The 24,543-nt window shown below is 74.4% G+C and carries 21 protein-coding genes and 1 pseudogene; 10 read left to right on the top strand and 12 right to left on the bottom strand.

Annotated elements, in window-relative coordinates:
- Positions 1-5: 5 nt before the first annotated feature.
- From LX15_RS23150 to LX15_RS23120, 7 genes are all read left to right on the top strand, one after another.
- The gene (locus LX15_RS23150; protein WP_253671746.1) at positions 6-656 is read left to right on the top strand and encodes a potassium-transporting ATPase subunit C; all 651 of its coding nucleotides are present in this window, start codon (positions 6-8) and stop codon (positions 654-656) included.
- A gap of 128 nt (positions 657-784) precedes the next feature.
- Positions 785-3,355, top strand: a complete 2,571-nt coding sequence (locus LX15_RS23145) for a sensor histidine kinase (protein ID WP_372502782.1) — start codon at positions 785-787, stop codon at positions 3,353-3,355.
- Positions 3,352-4,032, top strand: coding sequence for a response regulator (locus LX15_RS23140; protein WP_253671744.1), 681 nt, complete (start codon positions 3,352-3,354; stop codon positions 4,030-4,032). Before LX15_RS23145 ends, LX15_RS23140 begins: the two co-directional genes overlap by 4 nt.
- Before the next feature lie 118 nt (positions 4,033-4,150).
- Positions 4,151-4,816, top strand: coding sequence for a Crp/Fnr family transcriptional regulator (locus LX15_RS23135; protein ID WP_253671743.1), 666 nt, complete (start codon positions 4,151-4,153; stop codon positions 4,814-4,816).
- A 123-nt stretch (positions 4,817-4,939) separates the two neighbouring features.
- Complete coding sequence (locus LX15_RS23130) at positions 4,940-5,758, top strand: hypothetical protein (protein ID WP_253671742.1); 819 nt, start codon at positions 4,940-4,942, stop codon at positions 5,756-5,758.
- Positions 5,755-8,382, top strand: a complete 2,628-nt coding sequence (locus LX15_RS23125) for a hypothetical protein (RefSeq protein ID WP_253671741.1) — start codon at positions 5,755-5,757, stop codon at positions 8,380-8,382. Before LX15_RS23130 ends, LX15_RS23125 begins: the two co-directional genes overlap by 4 nt.
- A gap of 10 nt (positions 8,383-8,392) precedes the next feature.
- Positions 8,393-9,472: a hypothetical protein gene (locus LX15_RS23120; RefSeq protein WP_253671740.1), complete on the top strand. Its 1,080-nt coding sequence runs from the start codon at positions 8,393-8,395 to the stop codon at positions 9,470-9,472.
- Between the two features lie 41 nt (positions 9,473-9,513).
- Here LX15_RS23120 and LX15_RS23115 read toward each other — a convergent pair whose 3' ends face one another.
- The 4 genes from LX15_RS23115 to LX15_RS23100 all read right to left on the bottom strand — a co-directional run bounded on the left by LX15_RS23115 (position 9,514) and on the right by LX15_RS23100 (position 11,345).
- Entirely contained in the window at positions 9,514-10,158 is a 645-nt protein-coding gene (locus tag LX15_RS23115) for a Pycsar system effector family protein (RefSeq protein WP_253671739.1), read from the bottom strand.
- Between the two features lie 106 nt (positions 10,159-10,264).
- Entirely contained in the window at positions 10,265-10,474 is a 210-nt protein-coding gene (locus LX15_RS23110) for a hypothetical protein (protein WP_253671738.1), read from the bottom strand.
- Positions 10,471-10,986, bottom strand: a complete 516-nt coding sequence (locus LX15_RS23105; protein ID WP_253671737.1) for a hypothetical protein — start codon at positions 10,984-10,986, stop codon at positions 10,471-10,473. The genes LX15_RS23110 and LX15_RS23105 overlap by 4 nt, the downstream gene beginning before the upstream one ends.
- Positions 10,983-11,345, bottom strand: coding sequence for a hypothetical protein (locus tag LX15_RS23100; protein ID WP_253671736.1), 363 nt, complete (start codon positions 11,343-11,345; stop codon positions 10,983-10,985). Before LX15_RS23100 ends, LX15_RS23105 begins: the two co-directional genes overlap by 4 nt.
- Before the next feature lie 800 nt (positions 11,346-12,145).
- Between LX15_RS23100 and LX15_RS23095 the strand changes: the two genes are divergently transcribed.
- Positions 12,146-12,478 (top strand): acylphosphatase, encoded by a 333-nt coding sequence (locus tag LX15_RS23095; RefSeq protein WP_308213507.1) that lies wholly within the window; start codon positions 12,146-12,148, stop codon positions 12,476-12,478.
- Positions 12,479-12,793: 315 nt separating this feature from the next.
- Positions 12,794-16,381: a chromosome segregation protein SMC gene (gene smc, locus LX15_RS23090; RefSeq protein WP_253671735.1), complete on the top strand. Its 3,588-nt coding sequence runs from the start codon at positions 12,794-12,796 to the stop codon at positions 16,379-16,381.
- Here smc and LX15_RS23085 read toward each other — a convergent pair.
- The 7 genes from LX15_RS23085 to LX15_RS23055 form a co-directional block, all read right to left on the bottom strand.
- Positions 16,353-16,583, bottom strand: coding sequence for a hypothetical protein (locus LX15_RS23085; RefSeq protein ID WP_253671734.1), 231 nt, complete (start codon positions 16,581-16,583; stop codon positions 16,353-16,355). The genes smc and LX15_RS23085 overlap by 29 nt on opposite strands.
- An 875-nt stretch (positions 16,584-17,458) precedes the next feature.
- Complete coding sequence (locus LX15_RS23080) at positions 17,459-17,899, bottom strand: hypothetical protein (RefSeq protein WP_253671733.1); 441 nt, start codon at positions 17,897-17,899, stop codon at positions 17,459-17,461.
- 26 nt (positions 17,900-17,925) lie between these two features.
- Positions 17,926-18,888, bottom strand: a complete 963-nt coding sequence (locus LX15_RS23075; RefSeq protein ID WP_253671732.1) for a WXG100 family type VII secretion target — start codon at positions 18,886-18,888, stop codon at positions 17,926-17,928.
- Positions 18,885-19,235, bottom strand: coding sequence for a type VII secretion target (locus LX15_RS23070; protein WP_253671731.1), 351 nt, complete (start codon positions 19,233-19,235; stop codon positions 18,885-18,887). Before LX15_RS23070 ends, LX15_RS23075 begins: the two co-directional genes overlap by 4 nt.
- A gap of 291 nt (positions 19,236-19,526) precedes the next feature.
- Positions 19,527-19,841, bottom strand: a complete 315-nt coding sequence (locus tag LX15_RS23065; protein WP_253671730.1) for a GNAT family N-acetyltransferase — start codon at positions 19,839-19,841, stop codon at positions 19,527-19,529.
- Between the two features lie 95 nt (positions 19,842-19,936).
- Positions 19,937-21,451 (bottom strand): sodium:solute symporter, encoded by a 1,515-nt coding sequence (locus LX15_RS23060; RefSeq protein WP_253671729.1) that lies wholly within the window; start codon positions 21,449-21,451, stop codon positions 19,937-19,939.
- Between the two features lie 12 nt (positions 21,452-21,463).
- Positions 21,464-22,651, bottom strand: coding sequence for an anhydro-N-acetylmuramic acid kinase (locus tag LX15_RS23055; RefSeq protein ID WP_253671728.1), 1,188 nt, complete (start codon positions 22,649-22,651; stop codon positions 21,464-21,466).
- A gap of 149 nt (positions 22,652-22,800) precedes the next feature.
- Here LX15_RS23055 and ftsY point away from each other — a divergent pair, with 149 nt between their 5' ends.
- Positions 22,801-24,288: a signal recognition particle-docking protein FtsY gene (gene ftsY, locus LX15_RS23050; RefSeq protein ID WP_253671727.1), complete on the top strand. Its 1,488-nt coding sequence runs from the start codon at positions 22,801-22,803 to the stop codon at positions 24,286-24,288.
- 78 nt (positions 24,289-24,366) lie between these two features.
- Here ftsY and LX15_RS23045 read toward each other — a convergent pair.
- Positions 24,367-24,543 (bottom strand): annotated as a pseudogene (locus LX15_RS23045) (ABC transporter ATP-binding protein); the annotation flags it as partial.

The raw sequence follows: 24,543 nt of genomic DNA, 5'->3' as shown, positions 1-24,543 counted from the left end.
GAGAGATGAAGTCCCTCACCAACCTGCTGCGCCAGACCGCGGCCGGCCTGCGGGTCCTGCTGGTGATGACCGTGCTGCTCGGCGTGCTCTACCCGCTCGCCGTGTGGGGCGTCACCCGGCTGCCCGGCCTCCGGGACAACGCGGAGGGGTCGATCGTCAGGGTCAACGACACCGCCGCGGGCTCCGAGCTGATCGGCGTCGACCCGGTCGACCCCAGGGCGAAGGACGACCCCACGGCCGACCGCTGGTTCCACACCCGGCCCTCGGCCACCGTGCCCCCGGCCGACGGCCAGTCCCAGCTCGGCCCGGACGACGTCCTGCCCTCCGGCGGCTCGAACAAGGCCGGCGACAACGACGACCTGCGCAAGGCGGTCGAGGAGCGGCGCGCCGCCGTCGCCGCCCGCGAGCGGGTCGACCCGGCCAGGGTGCCCGCCGACGCGGTGACCGCCTCGGCCAGCGGCCTCGACCCGCACATCAGCCGGGACTACGCCGAACTCCAGGCACCGCGCGTGGCCAGGGAGAACGGCATCCCCGAGCAGCGGGTGCGCGACCTGGTCGCCGAGCACACGCAGGGCCGCCCGCTGGGCGTGCTCGGCGAGCCCGGCGTGAACGTGACCACGCTCAACCTCGCCGTCCAGCGCGAGGCCGGGCGTTGACAACCGCAGGGGGACCCCGCGGCCGGCTGTTGCGGCTGCGGGGTCCCCTCGCCGTCGAGGACGAGACCGTCGGCGCCCCCGCGCGGCGCGACGCCGACGGCCTCACCGACGGCCGACCCCGGCCAGGAATGGCGGACACTGAGAACGTGAGCACCGACCGACCCACCCGACGACGACGCGGGGAGCTGCGCATCTACCTCGGCGCGGCCCCCGGCGTCGGCAAGACCTACGCGATGCTCGGCGAGGCGCACCGACGCGCCGAGCGGGGCACCGACGTCGTCGTCGGCTACGTGGAGACCCACGGCCGGGCCAGGACGGCGCGGCTGCTCGAGGGGCTGGAGGTCGTGCCACGGCGCGTGCTGGAGCACCGCGGCGTCGAGCTGACCGAGATGGACGTGGACGCGGTCATCGCGCGCCGCCCCGCGGTCGCCCTGGTCGACGAGCTGGCGCACACCAACGCCCCCGGATCACGCAACGCCAAGCGCTGGCAGGACATCGAGGAACTGCTCGACGCCGGCATCGACGTGCTGTCCACGGTGAACGTGCAGCACCTGGAGAGCCTCAACGACGTCGTCGAGAGCATCACGGGCGTGCGGCAGCAGGAGACCGTGCCCGACGAGGTCGTCCGCCGCGCGGAGCAGGTGGAGCTGGTCGACCTCACCCCGGAGGCGCTGCGCCGCCGGCTCGCGCACGGCAACGTCTACCCGGCGCACAAGGTCGACGCGGCGCTGTCGAACTACTTCCGGCCGGGCAACCTCACCGCGCTGCGCGAGCTGGCGCTGCTGTGGGTGGCCGACCAGGTCGACGTGGCGTTGCAGCGCTACCGGGCCGACCACGCGATCACCGACACCTGGGAGGCCAGGGAACGGGTCGTGGTCGCCATCACCGGGGGGCCGGAGAGCGAGACCCTGATCCGCAGGGCGCGCCGGATCGCCAACCGCGCCGGCGCCGAGCTGCTGGTGCTGCACATCCTGCGCGGCGACGGGCTCGCCGGCGCCCCGCCGCAGGCGGTCATGCGCTACCGCAGGCTCGCCGACGACGTGGGCGCGACCTTCCACACCGTCGTCGGCGACGACGTGCCGACCGCGCTGCTGGACTTCGCCAGGGGCGTCAACGCCACCCAGCTCGTGCTCGGCACCTCCCGGCGGTCCCGCCTGGCCCGCCTGTTCGACGAGGGCATCGGCGCGACCGTGGTGCAGGAGTCCGGGCCGATCGACGTCCACATGGTCACCCACTCCCAGGCCGGGCACGGCAGGGCCATCCGGTGGGTGCGCAGCGGCCTGAGCTCGTCGCGCAAGCTGCTCGGGTGGCTGCTCGCGGTGCTGCTGCCCTCGCTGGCGACCGCGTTGGGGCTGTGGATGGCGCAGGACCTGCTGCTGTCCACCAACGTCATCGACTACTTCCTGGCCACCGTGGTCGTGGCCCTGGTGGGCGGGCTCGGGCCGGCGCTGCTCGCCGCCGCCCTCAGCGGGCTGATGCTCAACTTCTTCTTCACCGAGCCGGTCTACACGCTCGGCATCGCCACCCAGGAGAACATCATCACGCTGGTGGCGATGGTGGTGGTCGCGGTGATGGTGGCGATCGTGGTGGACAGGGCGGCCCGCCGCGCCGAGCAGGCCGCGCGGGCCGGCACCGAGGCCGCGCTGCTGGCCTCCTACGCGCGGACCGTGCTCACCCACCCGCACCCGGTGGCCCGGCTGCTGGAGAAGGTGCGGGAGAACTTCGCGCTGGACTCGGTGGCGTTGCTGGAGCGGCGCGACGGCCGCTGGGACCGGGTGGCGTGCGTCGGCTCCGACGGCTGCCAGAGCCCGGACGAGGCCGACCTCGACATCCCGGTCAACCAGGACGTGCACCTGGCGCTGCGGGGCCGCAAGCTGGCCGCCGCCGACCGCAGGGTGCTGGAGGCGGCGGCCGGCCAGGCGCTGACGGCGTTGCGGCAGCAGAGGATGGCGGCGGCGGCCGTGGAGGCCGAACGCAGGGCGGCCACCACGGAGCTGCGCACCGCGCTGCTGTCGGCCGTCGGCCACGACCTGCGGACGCCGCTGACGTCGATCAAGGCGGCCGTGGGCAGCCTGCGCGACCACGACCTTCGACTGTCCGAAGAGGACACCCAGGAGCTGCTGGCCACGGTGGAGGAGTCGGCGGACCGGCTCACGGCGCTGGTGGACAACCTGCTGGACTCCTCGCGGCTGGCCACCGGCGCGGTGCGGCCCCGGCTCAGGGCCGTCGGGTACTACGAGGTCGTGGCGCGGGCGCTGGCCGGAGTGGAGGGACGGCGCTGGGTCAGCGTCGACGTCGACGACCACCTGCCGCCGGTGCGGGCCGACGTCGGCCTGCTGGAGCGGGTCGTGGCCAACGTCGTCGACAACGCGCTGCGCTACGGCCGGCGGCGCGACCAGCTCAGGCCGGAGGTCGCGGTCAGGGCCAGCGCCCACGCCGACCGCGTGGAGCTGCGGATCGTCGACCACGGGCCGGGCCTGCCCCGCGGCGCGGCCGACTCGGTGTTCGCCCCCTTCCAGCGGCTGGGCGACCGGGACTCGAGCACCGGCGTGGGGCTGGGGTTGAGCGTGGCGAAGGGCTTCACCGAGGCGATGGACGGCACGATCAGGGCCGAGGACACCCCGGGCGGGGGACTCACGGTGGTCATCTCGCTGCCCGTCGCCCGGCGACACGAGCGCGAGGAGGTCGCGGGAGCATGACCAAGGTCCTGGTGGTGGACGACGAGCCGCAGATCGTGCGCGCGTTGCGGATCAACCTCGCGGCGCGCGGGTACCAGGTGCTCACCGCCCACGACGGCGCGGCGGCGCTGAAGGCCGCGGCCGAGGGCCGACCGGACGTCGTCGTGCTCGACCTCGGCCTGCCCGACGTGGACGGCACCGAGGTGATCGCCGGGCTGCGGGGCTGGACGACGGTGCCGATCATCGTGTTGTCCGCGCGTACCGACTCCGCCGACAAGGTCGAGGCGTTGGACGCCGGCGCGGACGACTACGTGACCAAACCGTTCGGGATGGACGAACTGCTGGCGCGGCTGCGGGCCGCCGTGCGCCGCTCCACCACCTCGGCCGGCGACGGCGAACCCGTCGTGAAGACCGCCTCGTTCACCGTCGACCTCGCCGCCAAGAAGGTGCTGCGCGACGACACCGAGGTCCACCTCACCCCGACGGAGTGGGGGATCCTGGAGGTGCTGGTGCGCAACAGCGGCCGGCTGGTGGCGCAGAAGCAACTGCTGAAGGAGGTCTGGGGGCCGGCCTACGCGACCGAGACCCACTACCTCCGCGTGTACCTGGCCCAGTTGCGGCGCAAGCTGGAGCCGGAGCCCTCGCGCCCGCGCCACCTGATCACCGAACCCGGCATGGGGTACCGCTTCGAGCCATGACCGGCCGGCTCGGCCACCCCGACCGTGGACTGCTCTGGGCGGGTGGAATCGGGCGGCCAGCGGGTGAACGTGGACGGCGGTCCTTGCCGGCTCCTCCACGCCGACCACGCTCACCAGTGTGACCACACCGGGGGACAGGCTCCGCCGCGAGAACCGGGACCTGCTCGCGGCCGAGGGAACCCGTCGCCTCGTGCGCCGGGGGACGGTGCTGTTCCGGCAGGACGAGGAGTCTGACTCCGTCCTGTTGGTCGAGCACGGGCTCCTGCGCGTCTGCGCGGACACCGTGGACGGTCAGCGCCTGGTGCTCGCCCTGCGCGGGGACGGCGCGCTGGTCGGCGAGTTCGGTGTGATCGGCGCGCGCCGCCGCTCGGCGACGGTGGACGCGGCGGTCGACTCGGTCGTCGTGGCCGTGCCCGCCGAGCGCTTCCGCGTCCTGCTCGGACAACGCCCCGCCCTCGCCCACGACGTGCTGTGCCTGCTGGTCGCCAGGATCGACGAGTCCGACCGGCGACGCGTGGAGGCCGGCACCTGCCTCGTCTCCCGACGGTTGGCCCGCCTGCTCGTCGACCTCGTGCGCAGCAGGGGGCGCCCCGCGCCCGGCGGCGGGTACGAGGTGACCGTGCTCAGCCAGGAGGAGCTGGGCGGCGCCATCGGCGCCACCAGGGAGACGGTGTCCCGCTCCCTGGCCGAACTCCGCGCGGCGGGGGTGCTCAGCACCTCGCGCCGGCGGATCACCGTGCTGCGCCCCGGCGAACTCGCCCGGTTGGCGAGGGCGCCCGACTGACCGACGGACCCATCGACGCGAGGCCGGACGGGCCGCGTCCGTGCGCTGGATCACGGACGCGGGCGGCGTTCCGGCGTACACAGGACGCCCGGAGAGGACGGCCGGAGCCCGAGCGGAGGCGGTATGCGACACCTGCCGGAACACCGATCCATCGTCGTGGTCGACATCGCCGAGTTCGGGCGGCGGGACAACCGGTTCCAACTGTGGTTGCGCGAGGCGCTGTCCACGGTGGTCCGGTACGCCGCCGACAGCGCGGGGATGCCCTGGGACGAGCTGGCCGTGGAGGACAGGGGCGACAGCAAGATCCTCGTCGTCCCGGCGACGGTGTCCAAAGTGGACATCGTGGACGGGTTCGTCCGGCACCTGGTCGACGCGCTGCGCCACCACAACGACCGCTCCAGCGACCCGGCGCGGATGCGGATGCGGATGGCGGCGCACGCTGGCGAGGTGCACCGGGACGCCGAGGGCTGGGCGGGAGCCGACCTCAACCTGGCCTGCCGGCTGGTCGACAGCGCCGCCGCCCACCGCGCGCTGCACCGCGCTCCCGACGCCGACCTCGTGGTCCTGGTGTCCTCCCCGATGTACGACGCGGTGGTGCGGCACGGGTACGGCGGCATCGAGCCCTCCCGCTACCACCCCGTGGAGGTGGGGGAGAAGGAGGTCCGGACCACCGCCTGGGTGCACGTGCCGGGGCTGGGCCGCCTCCCGGCGCCGCCGACGCGGGACACGCCCGTGCCCGACACCACCGAGCAGCGCCCGCGCGAGGGAAACGGCGCGGGAGGCGCCCCGCGGGCCGGCGGCGGTGTCGGCGGCGGTGGTGTCGGCGGTGGTGTCGGCGGCGGGGGCGGGGGCGGGGGCGGGGGCGACGTGAGCATCAACCACATCGGCAGCGTCGGGCAGGACGTCGTCGGGCGGGACAAACACGTCTGGGGCGCGCGGTGATCCAGAGGGACGGCTCGGAGCGGGCGCGGGACGAGGAGACGGTCGTGCGCGGCCGTGACGACGGCGGCCGCGCTGTTCATGCCGTCCACTCCGCTCACGTCGTTCACGGCGACCGCGCCGTCCGCGCTGTCCGCGTCGTCCGCGTTGATCCCGCCGACCGTGCCGACGGGGGCCGCCGTGACGGTCAGGCTGATCGCGCCGGCCCCACCGTCGGCCTGGAGGCCTCGGCCGAGGAACCCCCCGGAGAGTCCCCTGACAGGCGGGAGACGGGCCGCGCCCCGGCCGCCGACCCCGATCCCGCCGCCGGCCGTGCCGGGGACGGGCAGGGCGAGGATGAGGCGGAGGAGAGGGACGACGCCGAGGACCGAGAGGACGTGGACGTCCTCGACGCGGGTGTCGGCGTCGGCGTCGAGGTCAGCGTGGAGGCGGTCGAGGCGGTCGAGGTCGTCGGGTGGGCCGCCGCCTTCGCCTCGGCGGAGCAGGAGGTCGCCGAGCGGCTGCACGACGAGGTCCAGCACCAACGGACCCGGGCGCGGCGCGAGCACACCGACGACCTGGTCGACCGCTACCGGCCCGCCTCCCTGAACGTCTACACCGTGCATGGCGACATGGCCGGTCGCGACATCCGGCACGGTCGCGGCGTCGTGGGAGGGCGCTTCGCGTTGTCCGTCGACGAGACCGACCTCGCCGCGCTCGGCGAGGTCTTCGTCGCGCCGCCCTGCGTCAACCGCGTGCGGGAGCGGCTCAGGGAACCCGGGCTGTGGGTGCTGACCGGCCCGCGCGGCTGCGGCAAGGCCACGTTGGCCACCGTCCTGCTCGGCGAGGTCTGCGGGACGAACCTGCGCCTGCTCGGCCGCCTCGCCGACCTCGCCACGCTCGGCGTCGGCGTCAGCGCGGACGCGCCGACACCCGCGGGGACCGGACCGCCGCGCGGGGTCCTCGCCGTCGACCTCGACCCGCAGCGCGCCGCCCGGACCGACGAGCACACGTTCCGCCGGCTGGACAAGGAGGCCCGCGCCCACAACGTCCGGCTCGTGCTCACCGTCGCCGGCGACCTCCCCGCGCACCACCGCGTGCCGGCCGAGCGGGTGGTCGAGGTCGACGCGCCGCCGGCGCGGGACGTCGTCACGGCGCACCTGCTCGCGATGGGCGCGTGGGAACGGGCGCGGACCCTGCTCGCCCGCGACGACGAGATCGCCGAGCTGTTCGAGCAGCGCTGCGCCGGCCAGCCCGACGTGGGCGACCTCGCCGAACTGGCCAGGGTCCTGGCCACCAGCCCCGAGGAGGGGGCGGGAGCCAGGCTCGCCGAGACCGTGCTCCTCCAGGTCCGGCGCTGGCTCACCGAGTTGCCAGCGGCCGACCTGCCGTTCCTGCTCGGCACCGTCATCTGCCACGACCTCGGCTACACCGTGGCGATGGAGATCACCGAGGACCTGTTGCGGCGGATGCGGGCCCCGCGCCCACCGGCCGGCCTCGACCAGAGCCGCACCGCGCGGGCCCACCGGCTGCGCGCGGGGTTCGTCCTCGACTGGCGGAACGGCGACCTGGGCAGGGTGCCCGTCGAGATCGTGCGCTGGGAACGCCCGAGGGAGGCCGCCGCGGTCGTCCGCCTGCTGTGGGCCGAGATGGACCGCGCCCGCCCCGCGCTGCTGCGCTGGCTGCACAACCTGGGCCGGCACCCGTCCTGGCTGGTGCGGGACTCGGTCGCGGCGGTCGTGGGCGTGTTGATGTCGGAGGACTTCGACGTCGTGCGGGAGGCGGTGCTGGAGCCGTGGGCGACCAGTCCCGACCGGGCGCAACGGGAGACGGCGCTGACCGCGTTGGAGCTGGTGGCGGCCGACCCCCGCCTCACCGACGTCGTCGAGCGGATCGTCGAACGGTGGGCGAGGGGGAGCCAGGAACAGCGGTGGACGGCCATCCGCGCGTACGGCGGGCCGCTGGGCCGCACCTCCTTCGACACCGCCCTGACATGCCTGGACATACTCGCCGGCTCCGACGAGCGGTCCCTCCGGCCGGCGGTGGTCGACGGCGTGGCGGAGCTGGTGGACAAGGCCGACTCCGAGCAGTTGCACGAGATCATGGCGATGATCGACGACTGGGTCCGCTCCCCGAGAAAGGAACGCCACATGACCGGGGTGCTGACGATGATGGCCGTGAGCATCGAGCAGGCCCAGGTGGGCGCCGCCCGCGCCCCGGTCCTGCTGACGTGGGCCGACGACGACGACAGGGCGCGGGAGGTGCTCGCGGCGCTGTGGCGCCGCCTGCTCAACGCGTCCTTCTGCCACTACGTGACGCGCGACGTGCTCACCACCTGGGCCAGGACCTGCGAGGGCGACCACGAGGCGTGCGGGGCGCTCGCCCGGCTGCTCGCCGAGGTCGTGCGGTCCTCGCGGGACCTCGCGATCCTCCAGCTCGTCGCCCGAAGCTGGCTCCGGCCGGGGCCGACGCCGTGGTTCTGGCGCCAGGTCGAGCCCGGCACCCGGTGCGCGCCGCCGGAGTTCCGGTCGGCCGCGCCGAACGCCTCCGCGGCCGTGCTCGCCCACCTCCCGAGGCGAGCCCCCCACGCCCAGCTCCCCGCCCGGTCCACCCGACCGTCCTTCCCACCACGTCGACCGTCAGGTTGAGGAGGAGCCCGTGTCCGAGGCCGACCCGACCCCGGGGACCGGGGTGGAGCCGAGCCCGCCGGCCCAGCCAGAACCCGTGACGCCCCCGGAGCCCGCGCGGGAGGCCGCCGACCGGCCCCGGCCGGAACCCGACCCCGCGCCCTCCCCGATCCTGGAGGTGACCGACCTGCCGGGCCACCGGCGGTTCGGCCGCGTTCCCGTGCCCACGGCGCACACCGCGCTCGTCTTCGACACCGCCGACGGACGGCTGGTCTGCCTCCGGCGCGCGCCGACGCGGGAGGAGTGGCGCTCGGCCGGGCTGACCCGCTGCTCCCGCGTCGACCTGTCCGACCACCACTGGACGAGCGAGCCCCTCGACCTGCCCACCGCCAGGGTCGGCCTGCGGTTCGTCGCCCAGGTGCGGTTCGGGTGGCGGGTGGACGACCCGGTGCGCGTCGTCCAGCGCGCGCTCCACGACGCGGCCGGGCTGGGGCTGCGCCACCTCGTCTCCCTGGTGTGGCCGGTCGCGCGGGCCTTCGACCCGTTGGCCGTGGCCGACGCCGAGGCGCATCTCAACCGGATGATCGGGCACGGCCCCGTCCGCCTCGACGAGGGCGTGTCGCTGTTCCACTGCTCGGTGCGGCTGGACGCCGACCCGGTCCTGCGCGAGCACGCGTTGACGATGGCGAGGGAGCGGCAGCGGGCCGAGCTGCACGACTACCGGTGCGCGCGGGTCGCCGGCGCGGTGCGCCAGGGGCAGCACGCCCTGCTCGCCCGGCACCTCGCGCAGCAGCCGGGGGACGTCGTCGGCGTCGTGCGCCTGCTCGCCGAGCAGGAACGCACCAGCCTGGAGGCGGCGAGGGAGATCGTGGCCCAGTTGCTCGACCGCAACCTCGCCAGGGACGTCGACCTGGAGGGCATCGGGATCGACGAGTTCGGCGTCGAGGCCCTGCGGATCGTGGTCCGGCACCTGCGGGCCGGGGCGGGCAGGGCGCTGAGCGACCTGGGCTGCGCCTCCCCCAGCCTGGCCGACGGACCCGAGGGCCTCCCCGGCTCCGCGCCCGACGCCTGCCCGCACGGACCGGCGGGGGACACCACGGGCACTCCGTGACGGCGGAGCCGGGGCAGCGGTGTCCCATGCCGTCGGCGTTCCTACGGCGCGATGATCAGCCACACGGTCAGGCCCGTGACGCTGATCAGCCAGGACACGAACGCGCACCGGAGGTTGGCGTACTTCCGGCGCACGATCCGCGCCAGGGTCAACGCGCTCAGCCACGCCTCGCGCCGGTCGCCCTCGGGGTCGGTCGCCATCAGCCCCGACAGGCTCGTGTCCGCCACCGTGGGCCACGAGTAGCGGCTGAACCCGTCCTGCCGCACCCTCGGCGCCACCGCGCGGATCAGGAACAGGGTCGTGACCACGACCCCGACCACGGACAGGCCGAGCCCGACGAGCGCCACGACCCGCCACCCCGTGGGACGCGTCAGGGCGGCCACCACCGCGGCCCGCTGCCCGACCACCGCGCCGGCGAGCACCGTGGTCGCGGCGGCGAGCAGGCCGGCCTTCGTGTCGGCGTTGCCGATCCAGGACGCGAAGTGGGTCATCGCGAAGCGGGCGTCCTCAGTGGACAGTGGACCGCCAGGGACCGGGGCGACGGGGGCTCTTCCGGCCTCCACGACCTCGCACGGCTCGTCGCACGCGCCCACGCCGCCGCCGTCGTCCCGGTCGGGCCGGTCGGGCCGGTCCCGGCGTCGCCCGCCGTCGGGGGACGTGGCGGCGCCACGCGACGGCGGGTGCATCACGCCTCCTCGGCCGGATGCTCGCGGCGGGCGCGTCGGGCGACCACGCCCCCTTCACCCTCGCAGCCGGCGCGGAGGCGTCGAAAGAGCCGATGGGGTGAGAAGATCAGGTTGCCTCGTCGTCGCCCCGACGCGCCACCTCGGCCCGCACCACGTCCGGGATGCGCCCGTCCGCGTCGATCGGCGTCCACGGTTCCGTCCGCACCCACTGCGACCCACACCCCCGGCACGCGAGCACCGGCAGGCCGTCGCGCTCCACCCGGGTGCGGTGCCACGAGCACAGCGACCGGCAGGGGTGGATCGCCAGCTCGGTCATGTCGATGCCGTGGCGCTCGTCGGCCGGGGTTCGGCCTGTGTGGTCGATGGAGGCATCGACGAGATCGACGTGGTGGGCACGGGAGCTTCGCCGCCCTGCTCAGCGCCACCGCCCGTCTGGCCGCCCGACCCCGGGGTGGGCCGAGGGTCGTGGTGGACGGGCTTCGGGGTGGTGGTCACGGCCTGCCGACGCGGCGGTGGCGTGGTCGTGGTCGTGGTGGTCGACGAACTGGCCGTCGTGGTCGTCGTGGCCGTGGTCGACTCGCCGCTGGTCTCCGTCGCCGGGGCTGGCGCGCCGGCCGGGGTCAGGGGAGCGACGGCCGCGGTGGTGGCGGGGACCCGTGCGGGACCGGCGTCGGGCTCGGGCGGGGCGGCCAGCGCGGCGACGCCCGCGAGCACCGTCGCGGTCAGGAGTCCGGCGACACCCAGCGAGACGGCGGGTGGGAGGTTGAACGGGTTGCGGAGCGCGGACGTCCCGTCGTCGCCCGACGACCGCGTGGCGTGCTCGCTCATCTCCCGACCACCCGCGTCCGGTGGCTCCGGGTGCCCGTCGGGAGCACGGCGGAAGCGCGGTGGGGGAGGGCGACCCGGTGGCCGGGTGAGTTCATCCAGGACTCCATGACCTGATCGGCGCTGTGTTGTCCCCTGACGATCGTCACGTCACCGGGGTTGGCGTGCCCGACGGCGCACGGCCGTCGCGCGGATGTCGGGACCTCGGGGCTCGCGGGCGGGAAGTGCCGGTGTCCCGCCCTGTCCGCGCCCCGGCCGCCGCCGGTCAGCCCGGTCGGCCGCGGCTGGTCCGGCGCGCCAGGGGCCGGGAGCGCCGTCAGGGCGGACACGACCCGGACGCGGTCGGGACGGGGCGCGTTCACGGCGCGGCAGGCTACACGAAGGAGTGATCACGAGGGTGTCCCTGTCAGCGAGGTCATCCCGGGAGACCAGGAGGAGCCGGAGCGAACCCCCGCCGAGAGCCGGGCCGCGACAACGCATCCGCGCATCTGCCCGCCTTCGCCATGCTCGACGAGTACTGGGTGCACGCGGCGGCGTCGGCCACGCCGGTCGACCCGGTGGGGGCGGGTGGTGGTCGGGTCTTGGGCGCGGGGCGGGCGAGCCACAGCGCCGCTCCGGCGAGCACTCCTCGCGAAAGGGACCGGCACGGTCCGACCACCGTGTTGTCCACCGCCCAACTCCACGCCGCCGGCCCGCCGTCGGCATCACCATCGAGGACGGGCGCCTCGACAACACCGTTGAACACCCATGCCGACATCGACGCACCAAGCCGACCTGATCCACGGCATCAAGGACCGTGCACCTGAGCTGTTCGTCAACGCCAGGACCGTCCGGTGTGGGACGTCGCCCACCAGCGCCACTCGGCGGTGCTGACCGGGCACCCCAGTCCCACAACCGCCCAGTCGCATCCCCGCGCCCGGTCGCGTCCGCGTGCCCGGTCGCGTCCCCGTGCCCGGTCGCGTCCGCGTGCCCGGTCGCGATCTGTGGTGCCGTCGGGGCCGAACGCGACCGTGCGCGCCGGCGGCCTCCCCCATGGTCAACAAGCTCGCTTGATGCGGTGACCCACCCGATGCGGTCCACCCCAGACGGGCGGGTCACGCCACCAGGGCGACGGGGACGGGCACGGTCGGCGGCCCACCGCGCCGTGCGGCACCATGCCCGCGTGGCAGACACCGAGACGGACAGGGGTGGGGGAGCGCCGGCGCCCACACCGGAACCGGACGAGACCGTCCGCCTGACGGCGTGGGTCCACGGCGCGGTCCAGGGCGTCGGGTTCCGGTGGTGGACCCGGGCGAGAGCGCTGGAGCTGGGCCTGGTCGGCAGCGCGAACAACCTGCGTGACGGGCGGGTCGAGGTGGTCGCGGAGGGGCCGCGCGACGCCTGCCGGCGGCTGCTCGACCGGCTGCGCTCACCAGACACCCCGGGCGTCGTGACGACCGTGGTGGAGCGCTGGTCCGAGCCCCGGGGCGGGCTGACCGGGTTCGTCGAACGCTGAAGCGCGTCGCGCGTGCCGCGCCGCACGTCGAGCACCCGACGCCCCGGGCAGGAGGAAGGCTGACCGCCAGACCCCGGGAGCCGGCCGGCTAGGGGCCCCGGCCCCGACACGGCGCGCGGTCGCCGAGCCCGTCGGCCCCACCCAGTACCCTCTCTGCCGGACCGGTCCCGCCGACCTCGCACGTCCCCGGCGTCCCGGCGCGGGTGCCCCGCACCGTCGCGGTGCGGCAGCCCGTCCGGCGCCCGGTCGGGGCGTGCCGGCGGGGAGACGCGACACCGGCGAGAACGAGACCGTGAGCCGGGAGGCCGCCCGACCGTGCACCTGAAGAGCCTGACCCTCAAGGGCTTCAAGTCCTTCGCCTCCAGCACGACGCTGCGCTTCGAGCCGGGCATCACCTGCGTGGTGGGCCCCAACGGCTCCGGCAAGTCCAACGTGCTGGACGCGCTGGCCTGGGTGATGGGCGAGCAGGGGGCCAAGGCCCTGCGCGGCGGCAAGATGGAGGACGTGATCTTCGCCGGCACCGCCGGCCGGCAGCCCCTTGGGCGGGCCGAGGTCACCCTCACCATCGACAACTCCGACGGCGCGCTGCCCATCGACTACACCGAGGTGTCGATCACCCGCCGGATGTTCCGCGACGGGGCCAGCGAGTACGAGATCAACGGCTCCGCCTGCCGGCTGCTGGACATCCAGGAGCTGCTCAGCGACTCCGGCATCGGCAGGGAGATGCACGTCATCGTCGGCCAGGGGCAGCTCGCCGACATCCTCCAGGCCAAGCCGGAGGAGCGCCGCGCGTTCGTCGAGGAGGCCGCCGGCGTCCTCAAGCACCGCAAGCGCAAGGAGAAGGCGCTGCGGAAGCTCGACGCGATGCAGGCCAACCTCACCCGGCTGACCGACCTCACCGCGGAGCTGCGGCGCCAGCTCAAGCCGCTGGGCAAGCAGGCCGAGATCGCCCGCAGGGCGCAGCAGGTGCAGGCCGAACTGCGGGACGCCCGGCTGCGCCTGCTGGCCGACGACCTGGTCACCGCCAGGGCCGAGCTGGCGCGGGACGAGGCCGACGAGGCCGCGGCGCGCGCCCGCCGCGCCGAGGTCGAACGGGCGTTGCAGCTCGCCCACGCCGAGCAGAACGCGTTGGAGGAGCAGGTCGCGGCGGACGCGCCCCGCCTGGCGAGGGCCCAGGACACCTGGTACCGCCTGTCGGCGCTGGAGGAGCGGCTGCGCGGCACCGTGCGGCTGGCCGCCGAACGGGCCCGGCACCTGTCCGCCGAGGTCGACCAGCCCCGGCCCGGCAGGGACCCCGACGAGCTGGAGGCCGACGCGGAGCGGGCCGCCGTCCAGGAGGAGGAGCTGGCCGAGGGCGTCGCCGTCGCCAGGGAGACCCTGGCCGAGGCGAGCGAGATCCGCGCCGAGCTGGAGGAGCGGCTCAAGGCCGCCGAGCGCGCGCACCTGGCCGCGGTCAGGGCCATCGCCGACCGGCGTGAGGGCCTGGCCCGGCTCTCCGGCCAGGTCGAGGCGCTGCGCAGCAAGACGGAGGCGGGCGCCGAGGAGATCGAACGGATGTCCGCCGCGCTGGCCGAGGCGGCCGAGCGCGCCGAGCTGGCCAGGGCGGAGCACGAGGAGGCGCGCGCCGCCAGCTCCGCCGAGGACGAGGGCGAGGTCGACCTCGACGACCGCCGCCGCGCGGCCGACGAGGCGCACCGCCAGGCCAGGGCCAGGGTGAAGGAGCTGGTCGCCGCCGAACGCGCGGCCGAGAAGGAGATCGCCTCGTGGCGGGCCAGGGTCGACGCGCTGTCGCTGGGCCTGACCCGCAGGGACGGCGCCGGCGCGTTGCTGGCCGCCGGCGCCCGGCTGCCCGGCCTGCTCGGCTCGGTGGCCGCGTTGCTCACCGTCGAGCCCGGCGCCGAGGTCGCGCTGGCCGCCGCGCTCGGCGCGATCGCCGACGCCGTCGCGGTGGCCGACCCCGACGCCGCGCTGGCCGCCCTGGAGCTGCTCAAGGCCGACGACGCCGGCCGCGCCGGACTGCTCGTGGGCAGCGGGAACGCCGGCGACGACCCCGACAGGACGGGGTGGCCGGCGCTGCCGGAGGGCGCCCGCTGGGCGGTCGACCTGGTCACGGCGCCCCGCGAGCTGCGGCCCGCCCTGGTGCGGGCCCTGGACCGGCTCGCCGTCGTCGACGACCTCCCCTCGGCGCGGTCCCTGATCGACACGCACCCCGGCGTGCGCGCCGTCACCGTGGACGGCGACGTGCTCGGCGCGGACTGGGCGGTCGGCGGGTCCAGCAGGAGCCAGAGCGTCATCGAGGTGCGGGCGGCCGTCGACGAGGCGCGGGAGCGGTTGGCCGCCGCCGAGCGCCAGTGCGAGCAGGCGTCCGCCGCCCTGGCCGGCGCCAGGGCCGAGGAGAAGGAACGACGGGCCGCGGTGGCCGCCGCCCAGGAGGCCGTCAACGACGCGCGGGTCCGCAGGGCGCGCGGCTCCGAGCGGCTGGCCCGGCTCGACCAGGCCGCCCGCTCCGCCGAGAACGAGGTGGAGCGGCTGACCCGGCAGCGGGTCAGGGTCGAGCAGGCGCGCGAGGAGGCGCTGGCCCGGCTGGCCGAGCTGGAGGAGCGGCTCGCGGCGGCCCACTCCGAGCAGTCCGCCGAGGACGAGCCGGACACCGAGGAACGGGACGAGATCGCCGCCCGGCTCGCCGCCGCCCGCCAGGAGGAGGTGGAGGCGCGGCTCGCGCTGCGCACCGCCGAGGAGCGGCACCGCTCGGTGCAGGGCAGGGCCGACCAGCTCCGCAGGGCCGCGCGGGCCGAGCGGGAGGCCAGGGAGCGCGCCGAGCGGGCGAGGCGGGCCAGGGCCAGGGGCGCGGCCGTCGCCCAGGCCGTGGTGGCGGGCGGCGAGACCGCGCTCGGCCGCATCGCGGTCTCCCTCACCAGGGCCACCGAGGAGCGGGACGCGGCGCAGCGGCAACGCGCCGAGCACGAGGAGGCGCTGGCCAAGGTGCGCGCCCGCGTCAGGGAACTGGCCACCGAGCTGGAGAAGCTCACCGACGCGGTGCACCGCGACGAGGTGCTGCGTGCCGAGCAGCGACTGCGCATCGAGCAGCTCGAGGCCAAGATCGCCGACGACCACGGCATCGGGCTGGAGGACCTCGTCGCCGAGTACGGCCCCACCGTCCCGGTGCCGCCCAGCCCCGGGGAGCTGGCCGAGTACGAGGCGGCCAAGGAACGCGGCGAGCAGGTGAGCGCGCCCCAGCCGGTGCCCTACGACCGGGCCACCCAGGAGCGCAGGGCCAAGCGCGCCGAGCGGGACCTGTCGTTGCTGGGCAAGGTCAACCCGCTGGCGCTGGAGGAGTTCGCGGCGCTGGAGGAGCGGTACAAGTTCCTGTCCACGCAGCTTGAGGACCTCAAGGCCAGCCGGCGCGACCTGCTCACCGTGGTCAAGGAGGTCGACGAGAAGATCCTGGAGCTGTTCGGCTCCGCCTTCGAGGACGTGGCCCGCGAGTTCGAGGTGGTCTTCCGGACCCTGTTCCCCGGCGGCGAGGGCCGGCTGCTGCTGACCGACCCGGACGACCTGCTCACCACCGGCGTGGACGTGGAGGCCCGGCCGCCGGGCAAGAAGGTCAAGCGGCTGTCGCTGCTCTCCGGCGGGGAGAAGTCGCTGACCGCCGTCGCCATGCTGGTGGCGATCTTCCGGGCGCGGCCGTCGCCGTTCTACGTCATGGACGAGGTCGAGGCCGCGCTGGACGACACCAACCTGCGCCGGCTGATCGGCCTGCTGGAGGAGCTGCGGGAGACCTCGCAGCTCATCATCATCACCCACCAGAAGCCGACGATGGAGATCGCCGACGCGTTGTACGGCGTGAGCATGCGGGGCGACGGCATCTCGGCGGTCATCTCGCAGCGCCTGCGCGGTCGCTGACGTCGACGCGGTCGTTGACGTTGACGCGGCCGTGGCGGTCCGGGGCGCGGACCGGCGGGCGGGGCGCGAAACAGTCCAAAGTGGACTTGAAGCGGAACGGGAGCCGCGCCGGTCGGGCGACGTCCGGGCTCCTGCCCCTGCCGGCGCGGTCCCTGGTGTCGCGGTGCGGCGCGTGGTGGTGGGCGGAGTGAAGGCTCGGCACGTCGTGGGTCCCTGGCGTCCCGGTGCGGCGCGTGGTGGTGGGTGGAGCGAAGTCCCGGCACGTCGTGGGTCCCCGGCGTCGCGGTGCGGCGCTCCTCCGATGGGCCACGGCACACGGAAAGGCGGTGGGGGCACGCCATCCGACGCGTCCCCACCGCCCTCACCCCGTGCCCACCCTGACAAGTCCACAGTGGACGAAGTCCCCCACCGTCCCCCAGGGGACCGCGTATTTCCTGTGTCATCACCAGGGTTTCCTAGGGGGGCAACCCCCCACTCCGGAACATCCCACACGGGTCTGACAGAACCCGGCGGTCGGGAGCGGGGCAGCCGAGGAATTCCGTCAGCCGGGTGACCGTGCTTCAGCGCCGACCCGCCACCGGGCACCTGATCCGGTGCGTGGGCACAAAACCGTCCAGCACCGGAGGCGGCCACGCCCGACCCTTCACCAGACGCCACCGGACCCAGCCGACGCCAGCCAGCACCCGACCTGGCCGCCACCCGACCCAGCGCCGGCCGCCACCGACAGCACCGGACGCGAGCCGACCCCGTGCCGGACGCCGGGCGACCTGGCGCCAGAAGCGAGTTGACCAGCACCAGAAGCGAGTTTGACCCAGCACTAGATGCGAGTCGACCCGGTGCCGGACATCAGTCGACACAGCACCGGACGCGAGCCGACCCCGTGCCGGACGCCAGCCGACCCTTCGCCAGACGCGAGCCGACCCGGTGCCGGACGCCAGCCGACCCGTGTCCGTGGCTCCGGTGAGAAGCCCTGGAGCCGACGAGAAGCCACGGACACGGGTCAGGCGCGGTGGCCTGCCAGGAGGCGACTCGGGAGAGGACCCGCGCGGCGGGGCGCGACCGGGCGCCCGGCCGACGTCACCAGCGGCTGGAGATCATGAAGGAGTCGCCGTCGTCATCGTCGTCGCCCCCGCCGCCCGTCGCCGGCCGGGGCTGGCCCGAGGCGATCACCTCGTCGAGGTCGGCGCCCTCCTGGAGCTGGGCGTAGGCCCGCTGGAGGTCGGGCAGCCCCGCCGACAGCGCGTTCCGCACGCGCTCGTCGTCCCATCCCCGGCCCTCGGCGATGTCCTGCCAGGACAGCTCGCCCTCGTCGACGAGCCGCTGGAGCTCGCGCAGCTCCTTCGGGGCCTTGTCGCCGCGCGCGAAGCGCTCCATCTCGGCGATGTCCTCGGCCGTCACCTCGGCCGACGGCCGGGGGCGCTCCATCATCTCCTTCGCCATCTGGTCGAGGTCGGCCATCCTGCGGTCCAGCTCGGCCTGGAGCTCCTGGAACCGGGGGTCGTCAAGCGGGTTGGTCACGTCGTTCGCTCCTCGTCAGTGTCCGGTCAGTGTCCGCCGCCGTCGCCACCGCCACCGCCGGCGCCCCCGCCACCAGCGGCCCCGGCCCCCGCCCCCGCGCCGCCGGCCCCACCGGCGCCCGCGCCGGCCGTGTTGCCGAACGAGGTCTGCATCTGGTTGTAGCTGTCCCTGGCGCCCTTCACGTGCTTGTTCAGCTTGAAGCCCGCCCTGACCGCGCCGAAGGCGCCGGACTTGGCCGCCTTCGCGCCGTCCTGGTAGGTCTGCTGGCCGTCCTGGTAGTCGTCGAGCACGTCGGCGGCGTCGTTGAGGTCCCGGACGTCCTTGAGCTTCATCAGGGCGGTGCCCATCTCCTTGACGCCCTGGATCATGGTCTGCACGCCCTCGATGAGCATCTGGATACTGTTGATCAACTTCCGGATGTCGTCGACGATGTTGATCGCGTCGTAGACCAACGTCACCGCCGAGGCCCAGCCGGGGCCGGGGATGCACGCCTTGATCGCGGCCTTGATCAGGATGTCGATGAGCTTGTCCAGCAGCATCAACGCGCCCTTGACCGCCAGCCGGCAGGTGTTGGCCACGGACTGGAACTTGTTGCCGATGATCCTGGCGAGCTGCGAGTCGGCCTCGATGGCGACCGTCCACAGCACCTGGATGTGCCGCTCGAACGACTGGGCGGCCTCGCCCTCCCAGTGCGGGTCGAGCTGCTTGAGGCCCTCGTTGAGGTTGTGGCGCACCGAGTCCAGGGACGCGGCGACGTTGTCCCACGCGGCGGCGTTCTTGTCGATCTTCTCGAAGTCGCCGACCAGTGGTTTGATCAGCGTCTCGATCAGGTCCTCTCCGGCGATCTTCTCGTAGACCCAGTTGACGCTGCGCAGCCGCCACCCGGCGGCCTTGATCAGCTCCTCCGAGCTCTGGTTGCCAGGGCGGTCCCTGGCCTCCGGCTCCTTCAGCGCGGCGCGCGGGTCCTCGACGTCGGCGTAGGGGGTCATCGGCCGTTCCCCCCAGGAATGGCTCGGGTGCTCTCCAGCAGCGTGTGGATCTGGTCGGCGCGCTCCTGGCCGGACCGGTCGGCGCGCTCGTAGCCGCCGGCGGCGCCCTCCAGCGAGACCGCGACCTTGGTCAGCCGCTCGTTGGCGAACTCCAGCGTCCTGCCGAACAGCTCGGCCACGCCGGTCACGGCCGGCTGGAGCAGCGAGAGCACCCCGGTGAACCCGCTGGTGTCGCCGCCCTTCTGCTCGCCGTAGTCGCGGATGGCGAGGAAGTGCTCGGCGTTCCGCTTCAGCAGCTCCGAATAACCACGTAGCTCGTCGGGGACGACCCTGAATTGCTCTGCCACGCCGACCTCCGTCTTGACGGGTCCTTGATGTGCCGCGGGGTCCGACGGAGGGAGGTGGGTTCTGGTTCCCTCTGGTTCGTCCGAAATGGGGATTACGGCCCTCACACCTGTCACGCAGCGTGAGAAGACGCTGATCTGTGTCGCTGAGCCGGGTGGTCGGCGAGGTGGACGAAGGAGTACGGCAGCCGGCCGGCGAGGGACGGCTCGGCCGAGCCGACCCCCGCCGGCCGGGACCACCAGGGACGAGGACCGCGACGAGGGCCGATCAGACCCCGCTCGGAGAAGGGCCGCTCAACGGGCGGGGTGGGTCACCTTGTCGTGGTCGACCGGGTCGACCAGGTCCAGGTAGTCCGGATGCCGCCGGATCCAGTCGGCGACGAACGGGCACAGCGGCCGGACCACGCGCCCCGCCACCCTGGCCGCGTCCAACGCGTGCCGGGTGATCGCGCTGGCCACCCCGGCCCCCTCGAACTCGTCGCCCACCTCGACGTGGGTGAACAGCAGCTTGTCGCCGAGCCGGACGTACTGGGCGAAGCCGGCCAGCCGCCCGTCGACGTGCGCCTCGAACCGGGCCCGGTCGGCAGCGTCGGTCACCACCACGTCCACCGCGGCCTCCTCCCGCTCGGGCGGCCCTTCCCGAGCCGGGGCGGCCGCTGTCGTTCACGGTGCAACGGCCGCCGCGCCACCGCCATTCCAGCGACTCACGGGTGTTCGGAGCGGGTGGCGGACGCCGCGACCGCCGCCTCGGGCGCGCGCGGCGCGCCCCGGTGCCGGGCGGCGAGCAGCCCACCCACCAGCAGCGTCACCGCCACACCCAGCGGGGTGTACCACGGGAACGCCAACGGGACGCTCGCGCCGCCCGGCGCGGGGAACCGGGGCACGAGGATCACCACCGCCATCGCGGCGACGGTGACCACGAACGCGACGACGGCGTCGAGCTGCGTGGCCCGCCGCACGAGCAGGCCCAGCAGGAACGCGCCGAGCAGCGCGCCGTAGGTGTAGCCGGTGACGCTCAGCCCGAGCTTCACCACCGGGTCGTTGTAGTTGGTGAACATCGACGCGAAGCCGAACAGGACCACGCCCCAGATCAGCGTCCACACCTTGGCCTGGCGCAGCACCGCCGCGTCGCTGAGCCGGCGTCGACTGAACTTCAGGTAGATGTCGGTGACCGTCGAGGTCGCCAGCGAGTTCAGCGACGACGTCATCGCCGCGGCCAGGATGCCGGCGATCAGCAGGCCGGACACCCCCTGCGGCAGCTCGTGGATGATGAAGGTCGGGAACAGCTCGTCCGGCTTGGCCAGGCCCAGCGACGCCGGCGCCGCCCCCCGGTAGAACGACCAGAGCATGGTCCCGATCAGCAGGAACAGCGCGAACTGGAGGAACACCACCACGCCGCTGGTGACCAGCGCGCGCTGGCCGTCCCGCAGGCTCCGGCAGGCCAGCAGCCGCTGCACGATGAGCTGGTCGGCGCCGTGCGAGGCCATGGACAGGAAAGCGCCGCCAAGGACCGCGATAATCAGCGAGTACTCGTTGGTCAGCGGGTTGGTGGTGTCGACGAGCTGGAACTTGCCCGCCTCCAGCGCGTGGCCGAACCACCCGTCGGGCAGCCGGCCGGCCAGCACCGCGACCGCGACCAGCGCGCCGCCCACGTAGAGCAGCATCTGGACCGCGTCGACCCAGATCACCGCCCGCGTCCCTCCCAGGTACGTGTAGACGATCGTGACGACGCTGATCACCAGCACGATGTGCCAGTACTCCACGCGCACGTCGTAGGCCGACAGCATCACCTTGATCGGGATCGCCGTGGCGAACAGGCGGACGCCGTCGGCGAGCAGCCGGGTCACCAGGAAGGTCGCGGACGCCGTGCCCTGGAGGACCGGACCGAACCGTTTGCCGAGGAAGGCGTAGGCGGTCACCAGCTCGCCCGCGAAGTACCGGGGCAGCAGCACCAGCGACACGACGATCCGGCCCACCACGTAGCCCACGGCCAGCGCGAGGAACGTGAACGAGCCGAGGTAGGCCGTGGCGGGGATGCTGATCACCGTCAGCGTGCTGGTCTCCGTGGCGACGATCGCGAAGCACACCACCCACCACGACAGGTTGCGGTCGCTGACGAAGAAGTCGGCGGCGGACTTCTGCCGCCCGCCGAGGACGATGCCGAGGACAGGGGCCGCCAGCAGGTAGACGACGATCACCACCAGGTCGAGCGTGTGCACGGTTCCTCCTGCTCAGCGGCCGGTCGGGGGTGTGAGGCGCAGCCTCCTGGGGGCGTGGGTGGCCGGGGAGGGCTGACGCGGGGTCCGCCGACCGGGGGTGATCGAGCCGAGCACCCTGGGGCCGTCGGCTCCGGTGGCCGACGGCAGGTTCCCGGGAAGCCCGTGCCAGGTCAGGAAGCCGAGCATGGCCGCGAGGTAGGCCTCCTTGGCGTCGGCCGGCAGCCCCAGCGCGTCGCTCACCCGCAGGTCGACGCCGGCGAGCCGACGCCGCAACGCGCGGAGCAGGACGGGGTTGCGCACTCCTCCGCCGGAGGCGACGACGAGCCGCGCGCCGTGCCGGTGGCAGGCGTCGGCGACGGTCACCGCGGTCAGCTCCGTGAGCGTGGCCAGCAGGTCGACGTCCCGCACCGGGGGCAGGCCCGCCAGCGCGGCGTGCACGTGGTCGAGGTGGAAACGCTCCTTGCCCGTCGACTTGGGCGGCGGCAGGGCGTAGTAGGGGTCGGCGAGGAGCCGGTCGAGAAGGTCGGCGCGGACGCTGCCCGCGGCGGCCATGACGCCGTCGGTGTCCCGGGTGGCCGAGCCGCCCGACAACCATCGGCACGCCGCGTCCAACAACGCGTTGGCCGGCCCCGTGTCGTAGGCGAGGGTCTCCTCCTCCGGACGGACGACGGTGATGTTGGCGATGCCGCCGAGGTTCACCGCCACGGCGGGGGCGTGGTCCCGCAGCCACAGGTCGTCGAGCAGGGCGACGAGCGGCGCGCCCTGCCCGCCGGCGGCGACGTCGCGGGCCCGCAGGTCCGCGACGACGGGCAGCCCGGTCGCCTCGGCGATCCACGCGGCCTGACCGAGCTGGAGCGTGCCCAGGCACCGTCCGTCCTCCACCCAGTGGTAGACGGTCTGGCCCAACGAGGCCACCAGGTCGGCCCGGCCGTCGGCCAACTCGGCGAGGCCGCGCGCCGCCGCCTCGGCGAAGGCCAGCCCCAACCGCGTGTCCAGCTCGCACAGCCGACGCGCCGAGCAGGGGCCGGGCGGCAGCGCGGCGAGGACCTCCTCCCGCAGCCCCCCGGGGTGCGGGACGGTGAGCGCGCCCAGCGGCGTCAGGTCGAGGACGTCCCCGACCAGGTGGAACTCGGCCGCCGCGACGTCGATCGCGTCGACCGACGTACCGGACAGCAGGCCGAGCACGCGACACCGGGACACAGGGGTGTGGTCTACGGCACAGGATGTCGTGGTGGCAAGACGCTTCGTGAATAACTACCTGAATGTTGGCAGAAGTAGTCACAATCTGACACAGCGTGGGCCGCGCCGGGGTGCGCTCGGAGGGGCCGGACGGATGCGAGGATGGCGGTGTGTCCACTTCGACGCTGATCTGGATCGGCGCGGTCGTCGCCGCGGTGCTGTTGGTCGCGCTCGTGACCGGCGTGGTGCTCGCCCGCCGCCGGCGCATCAGGCTGACCGCCCAGCAACGCCCCGCCGCCCCCAGGGGGGGTGGCTACCGCGCCGGCGGCGGGATCAGCCTGTCGCCGGGCGGCCCGACCGCCACGGCCGCGCCCCCGGGCACGCCCCCCCACCCGGTCGAGGACCGCACCGAGGTGGACGGCCAGCCAGGGGTCGGCGACGACGCCGCCGTCCCGAGGGACACCCCCCGGCGCGGCATCGTCGACGTGACCCTGCCCGAGGGCGGCGCGCCGACCACCGAGCCGACCGTGGAGGAGGTGCCGGCCCCCCGCACGGAGGCCCTGCCCCCGACGGTGAAGGAGGCCCCGGCCGAGGCGCCCCCGGCGCCGCCCGTCGAGGAGACCCGGGTCGAGGAGCCCGTCGAGGCGCCGGCCGAACCGGCCCCGGCGGTCGAGATCGAGGTCGAGCCGGTCCCCGAGGCCCCAGCGCCCGAGGCCGGCGGGGTCGTCGAGGAGATCGAGCCCACCGCCGGCCGGCTGGAGCGGCTGCGCGGCCGGCTCTCCCGGTCCCGGGGAGCCCTCGGCCAGGGCCTGCTCGGCCTGCTCGGCGCCGGCGACCTCGACGAGGACTCCTGGACCGAGATCGAGGACACCCTGCTCATGGCCGACCTGGGCGCGGCCACCACGATGGAGATCACCGAGGCGCTGCGCACCGAGATCGCCGCGCGCGGCGTGCGCACCCCCGGCCAGGCGCGCCAGGCGCTGCGGGACGTGCTGGTCAACGCCCTGCACCCGGAGATGGACCGCGCCGTGCGCGCGCTGCCGCACGACGGCAAGCCCGCCGTGGTCCTGGTCGTCGGCGTCAACGGCACCGGCAAGACCACGACCACCGGCAAGTTGGCCCGCGTCCTGGTCGCCGACGGCCGGCAGGTGCTGCTCGGCGCGGCCGACACCTTCAGGGCCGCCGCCGCCGACCAGCTCGCCACGTGGGCCGAGCGGGTGGGCGCCGAGGTCGTGCGGGGCAACGAGGGGGCCGACCCGGCCGCCGTGGCCTTCGACGCGGTCAAGCGCGGCGTGCAGACCCACGTCGACGCGGTGCTGGTCGACACGGCCGGCCGCCTGCACACCAAGACCGGCCTGATGGACGAGCTGGGCAAGGTCAAGCGCGTGGTCGAGAAGCAGGCCGAGGTGGACGAGGTGCTGCTCGTGCTCGACGCCACGACCGGCCAGAACGGCCTGACCCAGGCCAGGGTGTTCTCCGACGTCGTCGACGTCACCGGCATCGTGCTGACCAAGCTGGACGGCACCGCCAAGGGCGGCATCGTCTTCCAGGTCCAGCGCGAGCTGGGCGTGCCGGTGAAGCTGGTCGGGCTGGGCGAGGGGCCGGACGACCTGGCCCCGTTCGAGCCGGCCGCCTTCGTGGACGCCCTGCTCTCCTGACGTCGGTTCGCTCTCCTGACGTGGGTTCCCGGAGGCGCCGGAGGGGCATCCCCTCCGGCGCCTCCGGCTTCTCCGGCCTTCCCGCACGAGTGTGGCGGGTGTGTCCATCGCCAGGACCCGGCCGTGGTCCATGATCGCGACCCGGTCGCAGAGGATCTCAGCCTCGTCCAGGTAGTGGGTCGTGTACACGATCGTCTTGCCGCGCTGCTGGATCACCCGCAGCACGTCCCACAGGTTGCGGCGCGACTGCGGGTC

It is taken from the genome of Streptoalloteichus tenebrarius (genome assembly GCF_024171885.1).
Classification (GTDB): domain Bacteria; phylum Actinomycetota; class Actinomycetes; order Mycobacteriales; family Pseudonocardiaceae; genus Streptoalloteichus; species Streptoalloteichus tenebrarius.
This window is presented reverse-complemented; position numbering and strand designations above follow the sequence as displayed.